The 16,151-nt window shown below is 66.7% G+C and carries 14 protein-coding genes, 1 pseudogene and 1 riboswitch; of the genes and pseudogenes, 9 read left to right on the plus strand and 6 right to left on the minus strand.

Translation table 11 applies throughout. The features are described from left to right. Nucleotides 1–22 precede the first annotated feature (22 nt). Nucleotides 23–228, plus strand: a riboswitch (cobalamin riboswitch). Between the two features lie 92 nt (nucleotides 229–320). The 6 genes and pseudogenes from cobG to EGJ86_RS04040 all read left to right on the plus strand — a co-directional run bounded on the left by cobG (nucleotide 321) and on the right by EGJ86_RS04040 (nucleotide 6,642). Next, complete coding sequence (cobG, locus tag EGJ86_RS04015; RefSeq protein WP_125834151.1) at nucleotides 321–1,634, plus strand: precorrin-3B synthase; 1,314 nt, start codon at nucleotides 321–323, stop codon at nucleotides 1,632–1,634. Beyond that, nucleotides 1,627–2,253: a precorrin-8X methylmutase gene (locus EGJ86_RS04020; protein ID WP_059391055.1), complete on the plus strand. Its 627-nt coding sequence runs from the start codon at nucleotides 1,627–1,629 to the stop codon at nucleotides 2,251–2,253. Before cobG ends, EGJ86_RS04020 begins: the two co-directional genes overlap by 8 nt. After that, nucleotides 2,253–2,993 carry a precorrin-2 C(20)-methyltransferase gene (locus EGJ86_RS04025; RefSeq protein WP_125834152.1) on the plus strand — a complete coding sequence of 247 codons (741 nt, stop codon included), beginning with the start codon at nucleotides 2,253–2,255 and terminating at the stop codon, nucleotides 2,991–2,993. The genes EGJ86_RS04020 and EGJ86_RS04025 overlap by 1 nt, the downstream gene beginning before the upstream one ends. Nucleotides 2,994–3,291: 298 nt before the next feature. Beyond that, nucleotides 3,292–4,947, plus strand: a complete 1,656-nt coding sequence (gene cobJ, locus EGJ86_RS04030) for a precorrin-3B C(17)-methyltransferase (RefSeq protein WP_125834153.1) — start codon at nucleotides 3,292–3,294, stop codon at nucleotides 4,945–4,947. 190 nt (nucleotides 4,948–5,137) lie between these two features. Further along, nucleotides 5,138–5,972: pseudogene (locus EGJ86_RS04035) on the plus strand (AraC family transcriptional regulator). 64 nt (nucleotides 5,973–6,036) lie between these two features. Then, entirely contained in the window at nucleotides 6,037–6,642 is a 606-nt protein-coding gene (locus EGJ86_RS04040; protein WP_177432765.1) for a LysE family translocator, read from the plus strand. 6 nt (nucleotides 6,643–6,648) lie between these two features. Here EGJ86_RS04040 and EGJ86_RS04045 read toward each other — a convergent pair whose 3' ends face one another. Further along, on the minus strand, nucleotides 6,649–7,632 hold the full coding sequence (locus tag EGJ86_RS04045) for a GlxA family transcriptional regulator (protein ID WP_125834155.1): 984 nt from the start codon (nucleotides 7,630–7,632) through the stop codon (nucleotides 6,649–6,651). Nucleotides 7,633–7,726: 94 nt separating this feature from the next. Here EGJ86_RS04045 and EGJ86_RS04050 point away from each other — a divergent pair, with 94 nt between their 5' ends. After that, entirely contained in the window at nucleotides 7,727–8,338 is a 612-nt protein-coding gene (locus tag EGJ86_RS04050) for a LysE family translocator (protein ID WP_125834156.1), read from the plus strand. Nucleotides 8,339–8,350: 12 nt separating this feature from the next. On the opposite strand, the gene EGJ86_RS04055 is transcribed toward EGJ86_RS04050, so the two are convergent. Both EGJ86_RS04055 and EGJ86_RS04060 read right to left on the minus strand, forming a co-directional pair. Beyond that, on the minus strand, nucleotides 8,351–8,920 hold the full coding sequence (locus EGJ86_RS04055) for a flavin reductase family protein (RefSeq protein ID WP_125834157.1): 570 nt from the start codon (nucleotides 8,918–8,920) through the stop codon (nucleotides 8,351–8,353). Nucleotides 8,921–9,003: 83 nt separating this feature from the next. Beyond that, nucleotides 9,004–9,747 (minus strand): SDR family oxidoreductase, encoded by a 744-nt coding sequence (locus EGJ86_RS04060; protein WP_125834158.1) that lies wholly within the window; start codon nucleotides 9,745–9,747, stop codon nucleotides 9,004–9,006. A 141-nt stretch (nucleotides 9,748–9,888) separates the two neighbouring features. Here EGJ86_RS04060 and EGJ86_RS04065 point away from each other — a divergent pair, with 141 nt between their 5' ends. Together EGJ86_RS04065 and EGJ86_RS04070 are read left to right on the plus strand one after the other, a co-directional pair. After that, nucleotides 9,889–10,800, plus strand: coding sequence for a LysR family transcriptional regulator (locus tag EGJ86_RS04065; protein ID WP_125834159.1), 912 nt, complete (start codon nucleotides 9,889–9,891; stop codon nucleotides 10,798–10,800). Between the two features lie 101 nt (nucleotides 10,801–10,901). Next, nucleotides 10,902–12,206 (plus strand): MFS transporter, encoded by a 1,305-nt coding sequence (locus tag EGJ86_RS04070; RefSeq protein WP_125834160.1) that lies wholly within the window; start codon nucleotides 10,902–10,904, stop codon nucleotides 12,204–12,206. 4 nt (nucleotides 12,207–12,210) lie between these two features. Here the strand turns inward: EGJ86_RS04070 and EGJ86_RS04075 are convergent, their stop codons facing one another. From EGJ86_RS04075 to EGJ86_RS04085, 3 genes are read right to left on the minus strand one after another with little or no spacing between them, the layout of a single operon-like run. Then, nucleotides 12,211–14,472 carry a TonB-dependent receptor gene (locus EGJ86_RS04075; RefSeq protein ID WP_177432759.1) on the minus strand — a complete coding sequence of 754 codons (2,262 nt, stop codon included), beginning with the start codon at nucleotides 14,470–14,472 and terminating at the stop codon, nucleotides 12,211–12,213. 22 nt (nucleotides 14,473–14,494) lie between these two features. After that, the gene (locus EGJ86_RS04080; protein WP_125834161.1) at nucleotides 14,495–15,724 is read right to left on the minus strand and encodes an MFS transporter; all 1,230 of its coding nucleotides are present in this window, start codon (nucleotides 15,722–15,724) and stop codon (nucleotides 14,495–14,497) included. Then, a complete protein-coding gene (locus tag EGJ86_RS04085) occupies nucleotides 15,708–16,097 on the minus strand; it encodes a hypothetical protein (RefSeq protein WP_125834162.1) in 390 nt (129 codons plus the stop codon). Before EGJ86_RS04085 ends, EGJ86_RS04080 begins: the two co-directional genes overlap by 17 nt. Nucleotides 16,098–16,151 lie beyond the last annotated feature (54 nt).

Here is a 16,151-nt window from a genome sequence, read left to right on the forward strand (position 1 = left end):
TCCGCGCTCCGGGCAAAGCGGGCATAATAGCGCCTTCGTCGGTGCCCTTGAGTCGATACGACTCAACAGCGGGCCTAAGAGGGAATCCGGAGCGATCATTGATCGCGACCGAGCTGCCCCCGCAACTGTAAACAGCGAGTCCAACGCAATCGGCCACTGGGTAACCGGGAAGGCGCGGCGGATGAAGACCTGTTAGCCAGGAGACCTGCCGACGAACGCTGGTCGCGAGTGCCAACATCGGGCGGGGTGTACCGATGCCATGGAGTCCCCTATGGGATTTCGCTGGTTCGGTCGCCGCGTCGTTATCCACAGGTGACCGTTTGAACGCCTCCATCCGCCCTTCCGCCTGCCCCGGCCTGCTGCGCATCGTGCCTGCGCTGGACGGTGGCATCTGCCGGGTCAAGCTGCCCGGCGGCGTGCTGCGCAGCGCCCAGGCGCGGGCGCTTGCCGAGGCGGCGCGGCGCCATGCCAGCGGCGTGCTGGAGCTGACCAACCGCAGCAACCTGCAGATCCGTGGCGTGCTGCCCGGCCAGGAAGCACCGCTGATCGATGCCCTGCTCGGCGCCGAACTCGGCCCGCGAGTGGCCGCCGCCGACGATGTGCGCAACCTGATGCTCAGTCCCGCCGCCGGCCTCGACCCGCAGGCGCGGATGGACGTGCGTCCGCTGGCCGGCCAATTGCTCGACCTGCTGCAGGACACCCCGGCGTTGCATGCCCTGTCACCCAAGTTCGCCCTGCAACTGGACGGCGGCGAAGCCCTGGCCATGCGCGAACACCCCCACGACCTGTGGCTGGCCGCCGAAGACGACCAGCACCTGCTGCTGGGCCTGGCCGGCTGCCCCGGTGACGAACCACTGGCTCGCATCGAGGCGACGCAGGCGCTCGACGTGGTGCGTGAACTCCTGTTGCTGTTCCTCGAACAGGCCACACCCGAACAGTCGCGCATGCGCCAGTTGCTGGCACACATCGCCCCTGGCGACCTGCTGCAACGCCTGCAAGCTCGACTGGATTTCCCTCTGCAACCGGCACCGGCCAACTGGCAGCCCAGCGCGACGCTCATGCGCCCACCGGCAGGTATTTATCCACAAGCGCAGAGAAGCCTGTGCATGGTCGCAGCCGGCGCTCAGTTGGGCCGTCTGCATGCAGAGCAACTCCTCGCCCTCGCCGATCTGAGCGAGCAGCATGGCGACGGCGAGCTGCGCCTGACCCCCTGGCAAGGCGTGCTGCTGGGCAATGTGGCGGAGGAACAGGCCGACGAATTGCTGGCCGCGCTGGGTGAACTGGGCCTGTTGAACCATGCCGACGAGCCACTGCTCGGCCTGGTCGCCTGCACCGGTTCGGCGGCCTGCGCCCGCGGCCTGGCCGATAGCAAGCACCACGCCCTGCACCTGGCCGACCTGCTGCGCGAAAGCGGCGCCCGCCCCCAAGTGCACCTCAGCGCCTGTCCGCGCAGTTGCGCCAGCGCCCGCGTGCAGCCCTATACCCTGCTGGCCAGCACGCCCGACCACTACCAACTCTATCGACGTACGCCCGAGGCGCCCGGTTTCGGCCGCCTGCTGGCGCCGGCCATGACCATCGACGAGGCCGGCGCCTGGTTCGCCCGCCAACACCCCGCAGGAACCCCCGATGCTTGATTACATCCGCGACGGCCAGGAAATCTACCGCCGCTCCTTCGCCACCATCCGCGCCGAAGCCAACCTCGATGGCATCCCCGCCGACCTGGAAAAACTCGCCGTGCGGGTGATCCACGCCTGCGGCATGGTCGATGTGGTCGAGGATCTGCGCTTCTCCCCCGGCGCTGGCGCTGCTGGCCGCGCCGCGCTGCTGGCCGGCGCGCCGATCCTCTGCGATGCACGCATGGTCGCCGAGGGCATCACCCGCCCGCGCCTGCCGGCTAACAACCAAGTGATCTGCACCCTGCACGACGCCGGCGTACCGGAGCTGGCCCGCGAAGTCGGCAACACCCGCTCGGCGGTGGCCCTGGAACACTGGCGTGAACATCTCGAAGGCAGCGTGGTGGTGATCGGCAATGCGCCCACCGCGCTGTTCTACCTGCTGGAAATGCTCGACGCTGGCGCGCCGAAGCCGGCGCTGATCATCGGCATGCCGGTGGGCTTTATCGGCGCAGCCGAGTCCAAGGACGCGCTGGCCGCAGACAGCCGCGGCGTGCCCTACGTTATCGTCCGTGGCCGCCGTGGCGGCAGCGCCATGGCGGTAGCGGCGGTCAACGCCCTCGCCTCGGAGGTGGAGTGATGGCTGGCCGTCTGCTTGGTCTGGGCGTCGGCCCCGGCGACCCAGAGCTGCTGACCCTCAAGGCCCTGCGCCTGCTCAAAGGCGCGCCGGTAGTGGCCTATTTCGTGGCCAAGGCCAAGCACAACGCCGGCCATGGCGGTAATGCCTTCGGCATCATCGAAGAGCACCTGAACGTCGCCCAGCAGCGCCTGCCGCTGGTCTACCCGGTGACCACCGAGAAGCTCGCCCCGCCGCTGTCCTACGAGGATGTGATCGCCGATTTCTACGACACCTGCGCGCAGCAGATCGCCCAGTTGCTGGATGCCGGTCAGGACGTGGCAGTGATCTGCGAAGGCGACCCGTTCTTCTACGGCTCCTACATGTACCTGCACGACCGCCTGGCCGACCGCTACGAAGTGGAAGTGGTGCCCGGCGTGTGCTCGATGCTCGGCTGCGCCTCGGTGCTCGGCACCCCGCTGGTCTACCGCAACCAGAGCTTGAGTGTGCTCTCCGGCGTGCTGCCGGAAGACGAGCTGGAACAACGCCTGCGCGACGCCGAAGCGGCGGTGGTGATGAAGCTCGGGCGCAACTTCGAAAAGGTGCGCCGCGTGCTGCGCAAGCTCGGCCTGGACGACCGCGCCCACTACGTCGAACGCGCGACCATGGCCAGCCAGAAGATCGTCGCGCTGGACGAGGTGGAGCCGATGGATTCGCCATATTTCTCGATGATTCTGGTGCCCGGCCAGAAATGGCGGGGGTGAACGAGCTGCTGCGCGTCGGCCCTACGGCGTTAAAAACAGGCTCGGAATGCTCATGTACAAAAGTACACTCCGCTTCCTCCCCTGTTTTTGCCTTGTAGAGCTCTAGCTCGCGAGCTCGTTCGAATCAGTTTGCAGGGTGCACGGTCATTGTGGGAGGGGCTTCAGCCGCGACAGTCGCCGCTGAAGCGCCTCCCACAGATGGCAGCCGGGTGGCCCGGATGTAATCGCTCGAACGTAGCCCGGATGCAATCCGGGAAACCCATTCCCCGGATTGCATCCGGGCTACAGGATTTACCGTATGAACATCGTCATCCTCGGCGCCAGCGCGCTGGCCACTGCACAACGTCTCAAGACGCTTTATCCACAGGCCGTGATCCATGGTCTGCGCGGGCGTGCCGATGGCGCCGAGCGCCACTACGACGAGTTCGGTGAACACCTGCGCGCCCTCTACCGCGCTGGCCAGCCGCTGGTGGTGCTGTGCGCCGCCGGTATCGTTATCCGCAGCCTCGCCGCGCTGCTGGCGGAAAAAGGCGCTGAACCGCCGGTACTGGCCCTGGCCGAAGACGGCAGCGCCGTGGTGCCGCTGCTCGGTGGCCTGGCCGGGGTCAATCGCCTGGCCCGCGAGATCGCCGCGCACCTGGGAGTGGCGCCGGCCATCACCACCAGCGGCGAGCTGCGCTTCGGCACCTGCCTGCTGGAGCCACCGGCCGGCTACGCCCTGGCCGACCTGCAGCAGGGCAAGCGCTTCGTCAGCGACCTGCTCGGCGGCGAGACGGTACGCATCGAAGGCCAAGCGCCCTGGCTGGAAGCCGCGCAGTTGCCTGTGGATAACGCCGCCAGCCGGGTCATCCATATCACCGCGCAGGCACGCCCGGCCCAGCCCGATGAGCTGCTGATTCACCCACGCTGCGCCGCTGCGCTGATCGAACGCCCCGATGCCGATCTACCGGGGCGCCTGCAGCAGGCGCTGAGCGATGCCGACCTGGCACCACAAACACTGGCGGTGCTACTCGCGGACAAAAGCTGCATGGCCAACGCCGACTTGCACGCAGCAGCGCAGGCACTGAACCTGCCACTGCGCTTTATCCACAACACCACCGAACTGCCGCCCGAGCACCATGCCGGCGGTGGCCTGCGCCTGCTGCTGAGCAAACGGCCGCTGGATATCGAGCGCCTCGGCCAGCGTCGCGGCCGTCTCAGCGTGGTCGGCCTCGGCCCCGGCGCCGCCGAGCACATGACCCCGGCCGTACGCCGCGCCCTCGACGAGGCCGAAGACCTGCTTGGCTACGACACCTACGTGAAGATGGCCGGCCCGCTGCGCGCCGATCAATGCCTGCACCCCAGCGACAACCGCGAGGAACTGCAGCGCGCCGCCCACGCCTTCGAACTGGCTGCCAGCGGCCGCCGCGTGGTGATGATTTCCTCGGGCGACCCTGGCGTGTTCGCCATGGCCGCCGCCGTGATGGAGGCGCTGGAAACCCCGCAGAGCGAGGCCTGGCACGGCGTCGAACTGGAGGTGCTGCCGGGCGTCTCCGCCGCCCTGGCCACCGCTGCCAAGGCCGGCGCGCCGCTGGGTCATGACTTCTGCCTGATCTCGCTATCGGACAACCTCAAGCCCTGGGCGGTGATCGAAAAACGCCTGGCGCATGCCGCCATCGCCGACCTGGCCATGGCCTTCTACAACCCGATTTCCAAATCCCGCCCCTGGCAGCTTGGCCGCGCGCTCGACTTGCTGCGCCAGCACCGCACGCCGGAAACCCTGGTGGTACTCGGCCGCGACATCGGCCGCCCCGCCGAGACACTGCGCAGCCTCACCCTCGGCGAGCTGACGCCGGAGATGGTCGATATGCGCACCCTGGTGATCATCGGCTCCAGCCAGACCCGTCGCTTCCCGCGTGCCGACGGCGGCGAGTGGGTGTATACGCCTCGCTGGTATCCCGCCCAGGCCGACTAGGGCATCGCTCGCAAGCCGGATTGCCAAGCGTTTGCAGGAGCGGATTTATCCGCGAATTTCGCGGCTGAAGCCGCTCCTACGGATCAGCGATTGGTTTTATCCACAGCCCCAGCCATCTGCACAAACGTTCTAGGCATACCCGACAAACGGGTTAAGCTCAGGCGTTCCATTTTCCACTGTGAGCCGGGCGATGAACGCGCAATCATGGGTCGACCTCAAGCAGGATGCCGATACCGGCATCGAGGTGATCCGCGCGCATTTCGAGGGCCACGCCTACGACCCGCACTGGCACGACAGCTACCTGATCGGCTTCACCGAACAGGGCGTGCAGCAGTTCCATTGCCGCCGTGCGCTGTTCAGCAGCGTCGCCGGGCAGACCTTCTTCCTCGAGCCCGGCGATATCCATGACGGGCATGCGCCGGCGCCAGGCGGTTTCACCTACGCCACGCTCTATCTCGAACCGGCCTGGCTGGAGCGCGCGTTGCCGGCGTTGTTCGAGCAGGCCCCGGCTGACTGCCCGGCGTGCCGCGCACACAGCCGGACGACCCCGGCCTGCTGCCGTGCATAGCCAACGCCTTACAGGCATTGAGCGACGGAGAGCCGCGCATGGTGCGCGACGCGGCACTCGACGCGCTGCTGGAGCGGATCTCGCGCAGCCTGCACTGGCGCCAGTGTCTGCCGGGTAACCGCAGATTCCCCGCGTAGCCCTGCGCGCCCGCGACTACCTGCATGCGCATTTTCAGCAGAACATCGGCCTCGACGAGCTGGCGCGTGCCTGCGGCGTCGACCGCTTTCGCCTCAGCCGCGCATTCAAGGCGGCCTTCGGCATCGCCCCGCATGGCTATCTGATCCAACTGCGCCTGGTGCGCGCCCGCCGTCTGCTGGCCCTCGGTACGGCGCCAGCGGATGTCGCCAGTGATCTGGGCTTCGCCGACCAGAGCCACCTGGGCCGCTGGTTCCGCCGCGCCAATGGCCTGACCCCAGGCGCCTACCGCAACCGCTGCACAAAGCTTCAAGACCACTGAGCGAGCCCTTCGGACAATCGCGCCATAGCTTCGATATGGAGCGATGCCAATGCCCTTCACCGCCATGAACCAGTGGCTGCCCTTTATCCTGTTCGCCTCGGTGGCGTCGATTACCCCCGGCCCGACCAACCTGCTGATCCTCGGCAGTGCTGCCCGCTTTGGCCTGTCCATTGCCCTGGCCATCGCGGTCGGGGCGAGCCTGAGCGCCAGCCTGATGCTGCTGGTGGTCGGCCTGGGTCTCGGCGAACTTCTGGCCCACGCCCCGCTGCTGCAGACGACGATGAGCTGGGCCGGCGCCGCCTGGATCAGCTGGATGGCCTGCAAGCTGATGCGCGCCGAAGCGGCTGGCCTGGACGAACGCAGCGTGGACCGGCGCCAGGGCTTCGTTCAGGGCGCCGGCCTGCAATTGATCAACCCCAAGACCTGGCTGATGACCGTATCGGTCACGGCGATCTTTCTCGACGGCCAGGCTTCGTTCGGCGCGGTGGCAAGCTACGCGACGCTGTTCCTGCTGGTGTCCACGCCCTGCCTGCTGGCCTGGGGCCTGCTCGGCATCGGCAGCGCACGGCTGCTGCGACAACCAGCCAGGCTGCTGTTGTTCAACCGCTGCATGGCCCTGTTGCTGCTGGCCTCGGTATGGGTGCCGCTGCTGTCCCAGCTTCGCGGCTGAAGCCACTTACGCCGTAGGTTTGGTTTGGCGGCGCATCGCCCCAGGCGTGGTACCGAAGCGCTGGCGGAACAGCTTGCCCAGATGGCTGGCATCGCTGACGCCGATCTCGTCGGCAAGTTGCGCCAGGCTGTGGCTGGAGTTGAGCAGGCGCCAGCGCACGTGCTGCAGGCGCAGTTCGTTCCAGTATTCGCGCGCGCTCATGCCCTGGCTGGCCTGAAACAGGCGATCGAGCTGACGCCGGCTGATGCCGACACTGGCCGCCAGCTGCTCGATGCCATCGGCACTGGCCAGGCCGTGGCGCATCAGGGCGATGGCGCGGTCTACATGGCGCGCGCCGCTCGATGTCGTGTGCAACGAGCGCAGCGCGTGCTGGCCGCTGCGCGTTTCGTCCACCAGCATATCGGCCAAGCCCTTGAGCGCCCGTGCCCGGCCGCTGCCCTGAGCCAGCAGTTCCACCGCCAGATCGATGGCTGCGGTGCCGCCGGCGCAGGAAATCCGCGCACCATCAAGGCAATACAGACGCTCGCGAGCCAGGCGCAGCTGCGGAAAGCTGGCACGGAATTCCGCTTCATGGCGCCAGTGCACCGCCACCCGATAACCGTCGAGCAGGCCGCAGGCGGCGAGCAGGAAGCTGGCATTGTCGATCGCCACCAGCTTCACCCCAGCGCGAGCTGCGCGACGCAGCAGCTGCTGATAGGTCGGCGCCAGCGCGGCAGTGGCCTGTGCGTTGCGCCCGCCGAACAGCACCAGATAGTCGAAGTCAGCCAGATCGAGTTGCTCGGGTGTGGCCTCGATCCGCAGCGCAGCACCGCTGCTGGACAGCACATGCCCTGGTTGCAGGCCGAGAATCGTCCAGGTGCAGTAACGTTGGCGACTGTAGTCCTCGTCGTCGGCGCTAAAACGCAACTTGTCGAGAAAGCCACCAAACGGCAGCAGGGCGAACTCCGGCAGGGGCAACAGGAGAAAACGCAGGTCGGGGCTTTCGGCCATGTCATGTCCAGAATCAACTGCTAGATAGCCAGAATCTACCTCATTCAAGTACCTGCCGCTGACTAGACTGGCTACGCCCAAACAGGAGACCCGCATGGCCCTAGAACTCTGGCTCGTCTACTTCGTCGCCACCCTTGGCCTGGCGCTGACACCCGGCCCCAACAGCCTTCTGGCGCTGACCCACGGCGGGCTGTACGGCGCGCGCATGGCACTGGCCACCATCCTTGGCGGTGTGGTTGGCTTCAGTACCTTGATCGCACTGGCCATGTTCGGCCTCAGTGCGCTGCTCAAGACCGCGCCCAACGCGCTGCTGGCGCTCAAGTGGATCGGCGGCGCCTACCTGATCTGGCTGGGCGTGCAGCTGTGGCGCTCGCCACCAATGAACCTGACCCTGGCCGACAGCGTTGTGCGCCCCAGCGCCAGCCGGCTGTTTCGCCAAGGCCTGCTGTCGGCGCTGTCGAATCCCAAGGTGATCCTGTTCTACGGCGCCTTCCTGCCGCAGTTCGTCGATCCGCAGCGTGGCCTGGCCGTGCAGTTCGTGGTGATGGCAGCGACCTTCGCCGTGGTCGAGTTCCTCGTCGAGCTGCTGCTGGCGTTGCTGGCCTTCCGCGTACGGCCCTGGCTGCAACGCGGCGGCCGCACCTTCAACCGCAGTTGCGGCGTGCTCTTCGTGCTGATCGGTGTAGCGCTACCGCTGGCGCGCTGAGCACGCCCGACATCAGGCCTTGAGCGCCTCGCCAATCGCGTAGTAGTGCCCGCCCGCGACGTGATGCAGGCTGCGCAGGCTCGGGTCGGCCGTTTCGAAATGCCAGCGACCGTCGCGGAACACGCGCTCGTCGGCCCAGGCCGCGATCACCTCGCCGATGAACAGGTCGTAGGCCTGCTGGTTGTGCGGCTCATCGATCAGCCGACAGACCAGCCAGGCCGAACAGCCCGCCACCAGCGGCACATCGTGGCCTGCCATCTCGAACAACTCGATCCCGGCATGCGCCAGCTTCGCCGGATCATCGGCCAGGCTAGCGTTGCCCACCGCCTGAGTCAGTTGCAGTTGCGCCACGGTCGGCACCTGGATGGCGAACAGGCCGCTGCCCTCGATCAGCGCGCGGGTACGAGTGGCCTTGTCGATCACCACGGTGAGCTTCGGCGGGTCGAAATCCAAGGCGCAGCACCAAGCTGCCGCCATGACGTTATCCACAGCCTGATGACGGGCCGACACCAGCACGGTCGGCCCGTGGTTGAGCAGACGGTAGGCCTTGGCCAGGTCGACGGAATGGATGGGCGCACTCATGCAGGCTCCTGAAAGCGAAAAAGGCGCCCGCATGCTGGCTCGGGTGAACCAGCATCGCAAGCGCCTGCAACAGCGGTTATGGATCAGAACTCCTGCGTGGTCGGGCGCAGGACGATCTCGTTGATGTCGACATCGGCCGGCTGCTCGATGGCGAAGGCGATGGCGCGTGCCACCGATTCCGCCGGAATCGCCTGCTTGTAGAAGTCGACGACGAAGTCGCGGCTCTGCTGGTGAGAGCTGCCGAACTTCAGCTCCGAATCCACCGCACCCGGCTCGATGGTGGTGGTGCGGATGCTGCCGCCGACCTCATGACGCAGCCCTTCGGAGATGGCCCGTACGGCGAACTTGGTGCCGCTGTAGACGGTACCGCCCGGGCTGAACACCTTGATCCCGGCCACCGAGGCGATGTTGATGAAATGCCCGGCGTTCTGTTGCTGGAACACTGGCAACGCTGCGGCGATGCCGTACAGCACGCCCTTGATGTTGATGTCGATCATGCGCTCCCACTCCTCGACGCGCACATCACTCAGCGGCGCGATGGCCATGTAGCCGGCATTGTTGACCAGCACATCGACGCGGCCGAAGGTGTCCAGCGCCCCCTGGATCAGCGCCTTGACCTCATCGGCGCGGGTCACATCGGTGGTGTAGGCCACGGCCTCGCCGCCAGCGGCAACCAGCTCGCTGACCAGTTGTTCGAGACGCTCCTTGCGCCGTGCAGCCAGCACCACCTTGGCGCCCAGCTTGCTCAGATGACGCGCAGTCGCTTCGCCCAGGCCGCTGCTGGCGCCAGTGATGACCACGACCTTGCCGGAAATGTTGTTGCTCATGGTGATGCCCTCTATCGATTGGTCGGAGTGTCCGGCGTCGCTCGCTGGACATGGGCTCACGTTAGAGGCGATTTAAGTTTCAATGAATGGAAGAGTTTGGATTAGGCTATTCCACATTCTGGAATACAGAGGCATCCCGACATGCTTAATCGCATGGAGATGGTCCGCATCTTCTGCAGCGCAGCCGACTGCAACAATTTCCGCGAAGCAGCCACTCGCCTGGGGGTTTCGCCGCAGGCGGTGACCCGCGCGATCAAGGCGCTGGAGGAGGAGCTGGGCGAGATCCTGTTTCACCGCAACACCCGCCAGGTGCATATCACCGCCTTCGGCGAGGCCTATGCGCTGCGCGCCCGGCAGATGCTGGATGACTTCGATGCGCTGTTTCGCGGCCATCGCGCCGAGGCCGAATCGGCCATCGCCGGGCGCATCGGCATCACCGCGCCGCAGGCCATTGGCAAGCGCTTTCTGGTGGGTTTCCTGCAACCCTTGCTCAAACAGCACCCGCAGCTGGTCCTGAACCTGCGCCTGGAGGACGAGATCACCGACGCGGTGGAAGCGCAGATCGACATCGGCATCCGCGTCGGCTTTCTGCGTGATAGCCGCTACGTCGCGCGCGCCTTGGCGCCGGTACCGTTGCAGGTGGTGGCCACGCCGGAACTGATCGCTGCCAGCGGCGCACCGCGTGACCTCGACGAGTTGCAACAGCGGCCGCTGTCGGTGCTGATCGACCGCAAGAACGGTCGTCCCTGGCCGTGGACCTTCGCTCACGGCCCCAGCCTGCATCCGCCCGCGCCAGCGCTGGTCTGCGATGACCAGGAAGCAGAGCTGGAGGCGGTGCTCGCCGGCCTGGCCTACGGCCAGTTACCCGCCTATCTGGCGCAGCCCTACCTGGAGAGTGGCCGCCTGCAGGCGGTGCTGACCGAGCAGGCACCCGATCCCTGGCAGCTGTTCATCTACCGCCCGCAGCAAGGCCCGGTGCCGCCAAGGGTACGCCTGGTGTTCGATCACCTGCGCGCCTGCTTCTGCGACCCGGCGCAGTTTCCCCAGGGCTGAGGTCGCTCACGGCAACGCCACTGTCGCCTGCGAAGCGCCCGCCCCGCACATCGCTCCGTAACCTGCCTGAAGCCGTCTAAATCAGGGATCAGGAGCGTTACATGAATGCCATCCACACGGGCCAGCAGGTCAGCCCGGCCACCTTGCACAAGGTGATCGCCGCCTCGGCCATCGGTAACTTCGTCGAGTGGTTCGACTTCGCCGTCTACGGCTTTCTCGCCGTGACCATCGCTTCGCTGTTCTTCCCGCCGGGCAACCCGACCTTGGCGCTGCTGCAGACCTTCGCCGTGTTTGCCGTGTCGTTCGCCCTGCGCCCACTAGGCGGCATAGTCTTCGGCATCCTCGGCGACCGCATCGGCCGCAAGCGCGTGCTGTCGATCACCGTGCTGCTGATGGCCGGCGCCACCACACTGATCGGCCTGCTGCCGACCTACGCCAGCATCGGCCTGTTCGCCCCGCTGCTGCTGGCCGTGGCGCGTTGCCTGCAAGGTTTCTCCGCCGGAGGCGAATACGCCGGCGCCTGCGCCTTCGTCATGGAGCACGCGCCCACCGAGCAGAAGGCGCGTTATGGCAGCTTCGTGCCGGTCTCGACCTTCATGGCGTTCGCCTGCGCCGCCGGCCTGGTATTCGGCATGGGCTTCTGGCTGGACGAAGCGCAGATGCAGGCCTGGGGCTGGCGCGTGCCCTTCCTGATCGCCGCGCCGCTGGGCCTGGTCGGCTTGTACATGCGCCTGCGTCTGGACGAATCACCGGCCTTCCAGGCCCTGGCTGCGCAACCTCATCCCGAACATTCACCGCTGCGCGAAACCCTGCGCGAGCATGGCGGCACCGTGCTCTGCCTGTCGGCGTTCATCTCCGCCACGGCGCTGTCGTTCTACATGTTCACCACCTACCTCACCACCTATATGCAGGTGGTCGGCGGCGCCGCGCGGCCGACCGCCTTGCTGGCCAGCCTGATCGCGCTGTTCTTCGCGGCCCTGCTGTGCCCCTTCGTCGGGCGCTATTCGGATCGCGTCGGGCGCCGCCGCACCATCCTCACCGCCGGGGTGGCGTTGATCGTCGCGGTGTATCCGGCCTTCACCCTGGCCGCCTCGGGCACCCTGCTGGCTTCAGCCCTGGGCGCCATGCTGCTGGCAGTGGGTGCGGTGATCTGTGGCGTGGTGACGGCGGTGCTGCTCTCCGAGCAGTTCCCCACCCGGGTGCGCTACACCGCCTCGGCCTTCACCTACAACCTGGCCTACACCATCTTCGGCGGCACCGCGCCGCTGATCGCCACCTGGTTGATCGAGGCGACCGGCAACCGCATGTCGCCGGCCTACTACCTGATCGCCATCGCCCTGCTGGCCCTGGCCGGCGGCCTGGCACTGCCGGAGTCGTCGAAGCGGCCGCTGAGCTACCAGCACTGAGCGATCAGTACTGCACCGAGTAGCTGAGGCCAAAGGTGCGCCCCGCCGCCGGCAGGCTGGAGATGGCGCCGTAGGTGGCCTCGGCCTGCTGACCGTAGACGGTCTTGTAGTCGCGGTTGGCCAGGTTGTAGACGCCGAAACCAACCTCGCCGCCCAGCCAGGGCGCGTGAGCGATCAGGTCGACCACGGTATAGCCCTGGATCTTGGTCGCCGGGGTGGCGCGGATGGTCGGGCTGATCGCGGCGGACTGAGCGTCGTCATAGGCGCGGTCACTGCCGCCCACGGTGAGCGCCTGCAGGCGCACGCCATAGCCATCGAGGAAGCGCCAGTCACTGTAGACGGTGGCCTTCAGCGGCGAGACGCGGAAGGCATTGAGCTCGCGCCAGTTGCCGGCAGCGTCCTTGTACTGGCCACGGGTGTAGGCCAGGGTACCGCCCAGCGTCCAGCCCTCGACCACCGGCACCTGCAGGTTGCCTTCGGCGCCCCATACGCGCTCGTCGGTGTCGGCCACCGAGACGCTGAAATCGCGGTTGAACTGCACCACCTTGTCGGAGGTGTTGTAGAACGCCGTCACCCCGGCGTTCAGGCCGCTGGCATCGCCCAGGCGCCAGCCCAGTTCGTAGTTGTTGACCTTGATCGAGTCGATGCTGCTGCTATCGATGACGAAGCTGGCCGGCACGTCGCGCAGCATGCGCTGGGTGTCGGGCAGGCTGAAGCCCTGGGAGAAGTTGGCGAACAGCTGCTGAGTGTCGGTCAGCTTGTACACCGCGCCTAAGTTGAACAGGGTTTCGCTGTGGCGCACGTTGCCGCCTTCCAGGGTGCGCGCCTGGTAACCGGCCACGGTGGCGGCGGTGACCGCCTCGCCATAGGGGATGGAGTCGTCCACTTCGTTGCGGATGGTTTCGCGGCGAACGCCGGCCTGCAGACTGAGGCGTTCGGTGAGCTGGTAGTCACCCTGCAGGAACGCGCCGGTCTTGCTCACTTCCACGTCCGGGCCCATCGAGGAACTGTAGGTCTCGCGGTAGTTCAGGCCATTGCTGGTGAAGAAGCTGTTGAAGTCGTAGAACTGGCCGTCCTGACGATCCTGCTCGCGCTCGTGATCGAGACCATAGGTCAGTTGCAGATCGCGGCCGGCCAGCTCGAAGCCCTTCTGCAAGGCGGTGCGCACGCCCCAGACATCGATGTCGGTGCTCGACTGCAGCACCACGTTGGCCACCCCACCGGGCAACGCGGCATTGGCCGCACGACTGGCGAACGGGAACCAGCGCGATTTTTCCTTGCGGTAGTAGGCTTCGGCGGTCAATTGCTGGCCACCCAGCAAATCGCGGTTGAGGTATTGCACATTGGCGCCGTAATGACGGGTGCGCGGCCGGTCGTCGAGCTGCAAACCGTCCACCGCGTTGTGGCTGGGCTGGTAGTTCGAGACCAACAACGCCGACAGGTTGGGGCCGTAGTCCGGGCCGTAGTCGCTGTCCTGCTCGTCGTTGTAGTAGCGCACGCCGGCGCTCAGTTGCTGGTCATCGTCCAAGTGCCAGGTCAGGCGACCGTTGAAGTCGAAGCTGGTGGTGTCCTGGCGGTCGGTCTGGGAGATTTCCGGGCCGATGCGATCACCATGGGCATCGCGGATCTCGCCCTGCTTGGTGAAGCTCAGGCCGGCGAAACCGCTGACCGCGCCCTGGTGGAAGGCAGCGGTCTGCGAGGCCTCGTAGGCCATGGCGTCACGCGCGGCCTTGCCGGGGGTACGCAGGCCGATGCGGCTGCTGAAGTCACTGGTTTCGTCATCGGCATTGCGGGTGATGATGTTGATCAGGCCGCCGGTGGCACCGGCGCCATAGATGCTGGTGGCACCGGAGATCACCTCGATGCGCTCGATCATCGCCGGGCTGATGCTGTTGAGCTGGCGCGAGCCGTCACGCGAACCAGTCAGCGGCACACCGTCGATCATCACCTGCACGGTGCGCCCGCGCATGGTCATGCCGTAGTTGCTGGTGGTGCCGCTGCTCGGCGCCAGCGAGGGCACCAGTTGGCCGAGGATATCGGCGGTGGAACGGCCAGCAGCGGCCTGCTCTGCGACCTGCGTGCGGTCGATGCTGTACACCGTGCCGGCGATCTCGGCGATGCTCTTGGCCGAACGCGTGGCGGTGACCACCATCGGGCCGAGCTCCTTGAGCTGGCTGGTCGTGGTGTCGTCGGCCTGCGCGTGGAGCGCGCCGCTCACTGCCAGGCTGAGCAAGGTGACCTGCATGGATGCCGAAAGATGCCTCATGGTTTCCCCCAGAGAAAGCGCGTCAATGATTGTCGGTGCCGGCCTGGATGCGCCGGACGATAGGTTTGCAGAGCAGGACGCTGAGCACTGACAGCACGCCCAGCAGCAGGTAGTAGGTTTCGTAGCCCAGGCCCTTGGCGAGGAAGCCCGACAGCGAGCCACCGACGAAGAACACCAGCAGCTCGAAGCACACCAGCACGGTGAAGTCGGTGCCGGCCTGCTGCCGCGAGCACAGCTGCATGAACAGGGCGTAGAGGCTGGTCATCGCCAGGTAACGGATGGCCAGGAGCACCAGCACCATGGTGCCGAGCCACAGCGGTGAGCCGTCGGCCAGGCCGCTGAACAGCAGCCCGGCGACCGCCAGATAGGCCAGGCTGCGCAGCCAGCCGGCACGCAGCAGCAGGGTCGCCGCACGCTGGCGCAGCAGCAGACGCGCAGCCGCCACGGCGGCGAGCAGCCCGACGCTGGCGCCGGCCCCCGACATCAGCAGGCCGATCTGCGTCAGCGACCACTGCCGATCCACCAGCATCGGCGTGAGCATGGCCATGGCCGGCGCCTCGACCAGGCGATAGACCAGAATCAGCAACAGTGCCCGGCGGATCTCCGGGCGCTTGAAGGTGGCGATGAAGCCCGGCTTGGCCGCCTCGGCCTGCGCCGGCAGGCGATCATCGACCCGCACCACCGCCAGCATGGTCAAGGCACTCAGGCCGGCCAGGGTCAGAAGCGCGCTCTGCCAGCCGACCACCTGGTACAACCACAGCACGCCGGCACCGCCGAACATGCTGCCCAGCGCCACGCCGATGCTTTGCGCCATGCTGCCCAGGCGATGATCCTCGCTGGCCAGCGACTCCACGGTGTAGCCGTCGATGGCGATGTCCTGGGTGGCGGCGAAGGTGGATATCCACAGGCTCACCAGCACGAACAGCAACAAGCCGTGCTCCAGGCCGGTCAGCGCCAGCACCAAGATGCCGGCCACCAGCGCCGCCTGGGTCAGCCACAGCCAGGTACGGCGCCGGCCGAGGCTGTGCAGGTAATGCCGGTCGACCAGCGGCGCCCAGAGAAACTTGAACGCCCAGGGGACATACAGCAGCGAAAGCATGCCGATCCAGCGCAGGTCGACACCCTGGCTACGCAGGATGGCCGGCATCGCCACGTTGAAGAAGTACAGCGGCAGCGCGTGGGCCAGGTACAGCACCACGATCACCGCCAACGCCAGCCGGGTCACCGGCACCTGCTCAAACGGGCGCTGCATGATCCACCATGCGCTCGGCGATCCAGCGATAGCCGTGCGTCCTGTCCAGGGTGACGAAGTAGGGCACGCCCCAGGCGGCATGCAGCGCCGGAGTGTCGAGCCGGGCCTGCTCCTCGGCGTCACAGGCGATGCGCACCAGCCCCTGGCAAACCTCGCGGAACGCCGCCTTGTGCTGCTTGTACCAGACGCCCTGGATGGCCCGGTAATCCTCGGCGAAGGTGCTGCCCTCGCGGGTACTGGAAATGAAGAAGAACGGCTGACGGCCTTCGATCAGATGCTCGATGCCGTCCAGCCACTGGCTTATCTGCGCCGCGTCGACATGGTCATGGAAGACCGCCTCGACCACCGTCGTTTGCGTGAGGAGCAAACCCATCGCTGTGTGATTCCCATGATCGTTGGTAACGCAATCAAGACGATTGCGACCTCA

Source organism: Pseudomonas sp. o96-267 (assembly GCF_003935465.1).
Classification (GTDB): Bacteria; Pseudomonadota; Gammaproteobacteria; order Pseudomonadales; family Pseudomonadaceae; genus Aquipseudomonas; species Aquipseudomonas sediminis.

What these genes read in the sequence shown, in the direction of transcription:
- EGJ86_RS04045 (WP_125834155.1), bottom strand. Translation starts at nt 7,632, where the DNA reads ATGGCCGAAAGCCCCGACCTGCGTTTTCTCCTGTTGCCCCTGCCGGAG.
- EGJ86_RS04055 (WP_125834157.1), bottom strand. Translation starts at nt 8,920, where the DNA reads ATGAGTGCGCCCATCCATTCCGTCGACCTGGCCAAGGCCTACCGTCTG.
- EGJ86_RS04070 (WP_125834160.1), top strand. Translation starts at nt 10,902, where the DNA reads ATGAATGCCATCCACACGGGCCAGCAGGTCAGCCCGGCCACCTTGCAC.
- EGJ86_RS04085 (WP_125834162.1), bottom strand. Translation starts at nt 16,097, where the DNA reads ATGGGTTTGCTCCTCACGCAAACGACGGTGGTCGAGGCGGTCTTCCAT.
- EGJ86_RS04025 (WP_125834152.1), top strand. Translation starts at nt 2,253, where the DNA reads ATGGCTGGCCGTCTGCTTGGTCTGGGCGTCGGCCCCGGCGACCCAGAG.
- EGJ86_RS04040 (WP_177432765.1), top strand. Translation starts at nt 6,037, where the DNA reads ATGAACCAGTGGCTGCCCTTTATCCTGTTCGCCTCGGTGGCGTCGATT.
- EGJ86_RS04020 (WP_059391055.1), top strand. Translation starts at nt 1,627, where the DNA reads ATGCTTGATTACATCCGCGACGGCCAGGAAATCTACCGCCGCTCCTTC.
- EGJ86_RS04080 (WP_125834161.1), bottom strand. Translation starts at nt 15,724, where the DNA reads ATGCAGCGCCCGTTTGAGCAGGTGCCGGTGACCCGGCTGGCGTTGGCG.
- cobJ (WP_125834153.1), top strand. Translation starts at nt 3,292, where the DNA reads ATGAACATCGTCATCCTCGGCGCCAGCGCGCTGGCCACTGCACAACGT.
- EGJ86_RS04065 (WP_125834159.1), top strand. Translation starts at nt 9,889, where the DNA reads ATGCTTAATCGCATGGAGATGGTCCGCATCTTCTGCAGCGCAGCCGAC.
- EGJ86_RS04060 (WP_125834158.1), bottom strand. Translation starts at nt 9,747, where the DNA reads ATGAGCAACAACATTTCCGGCAAGGTCGTGGTCATCACTGGCGCCAGC.
- EGJ86_RS04050 (WP_125834156.1), top strand. Translation starts at nt 7,727, where the DNA reads ATGGCCCTAGAACTCTGGCTCGTCTACTTCGTCGCCACCCTTGGCCTG.
- EGJ86_RS04075 (WP_177432759.1), bottom strand. Translation starts at nt 14,472, where the DNA reads ATGAGGCATCTTTCGGCATCCATGCAGGTCACCTTGCTCAGCCTGGCA.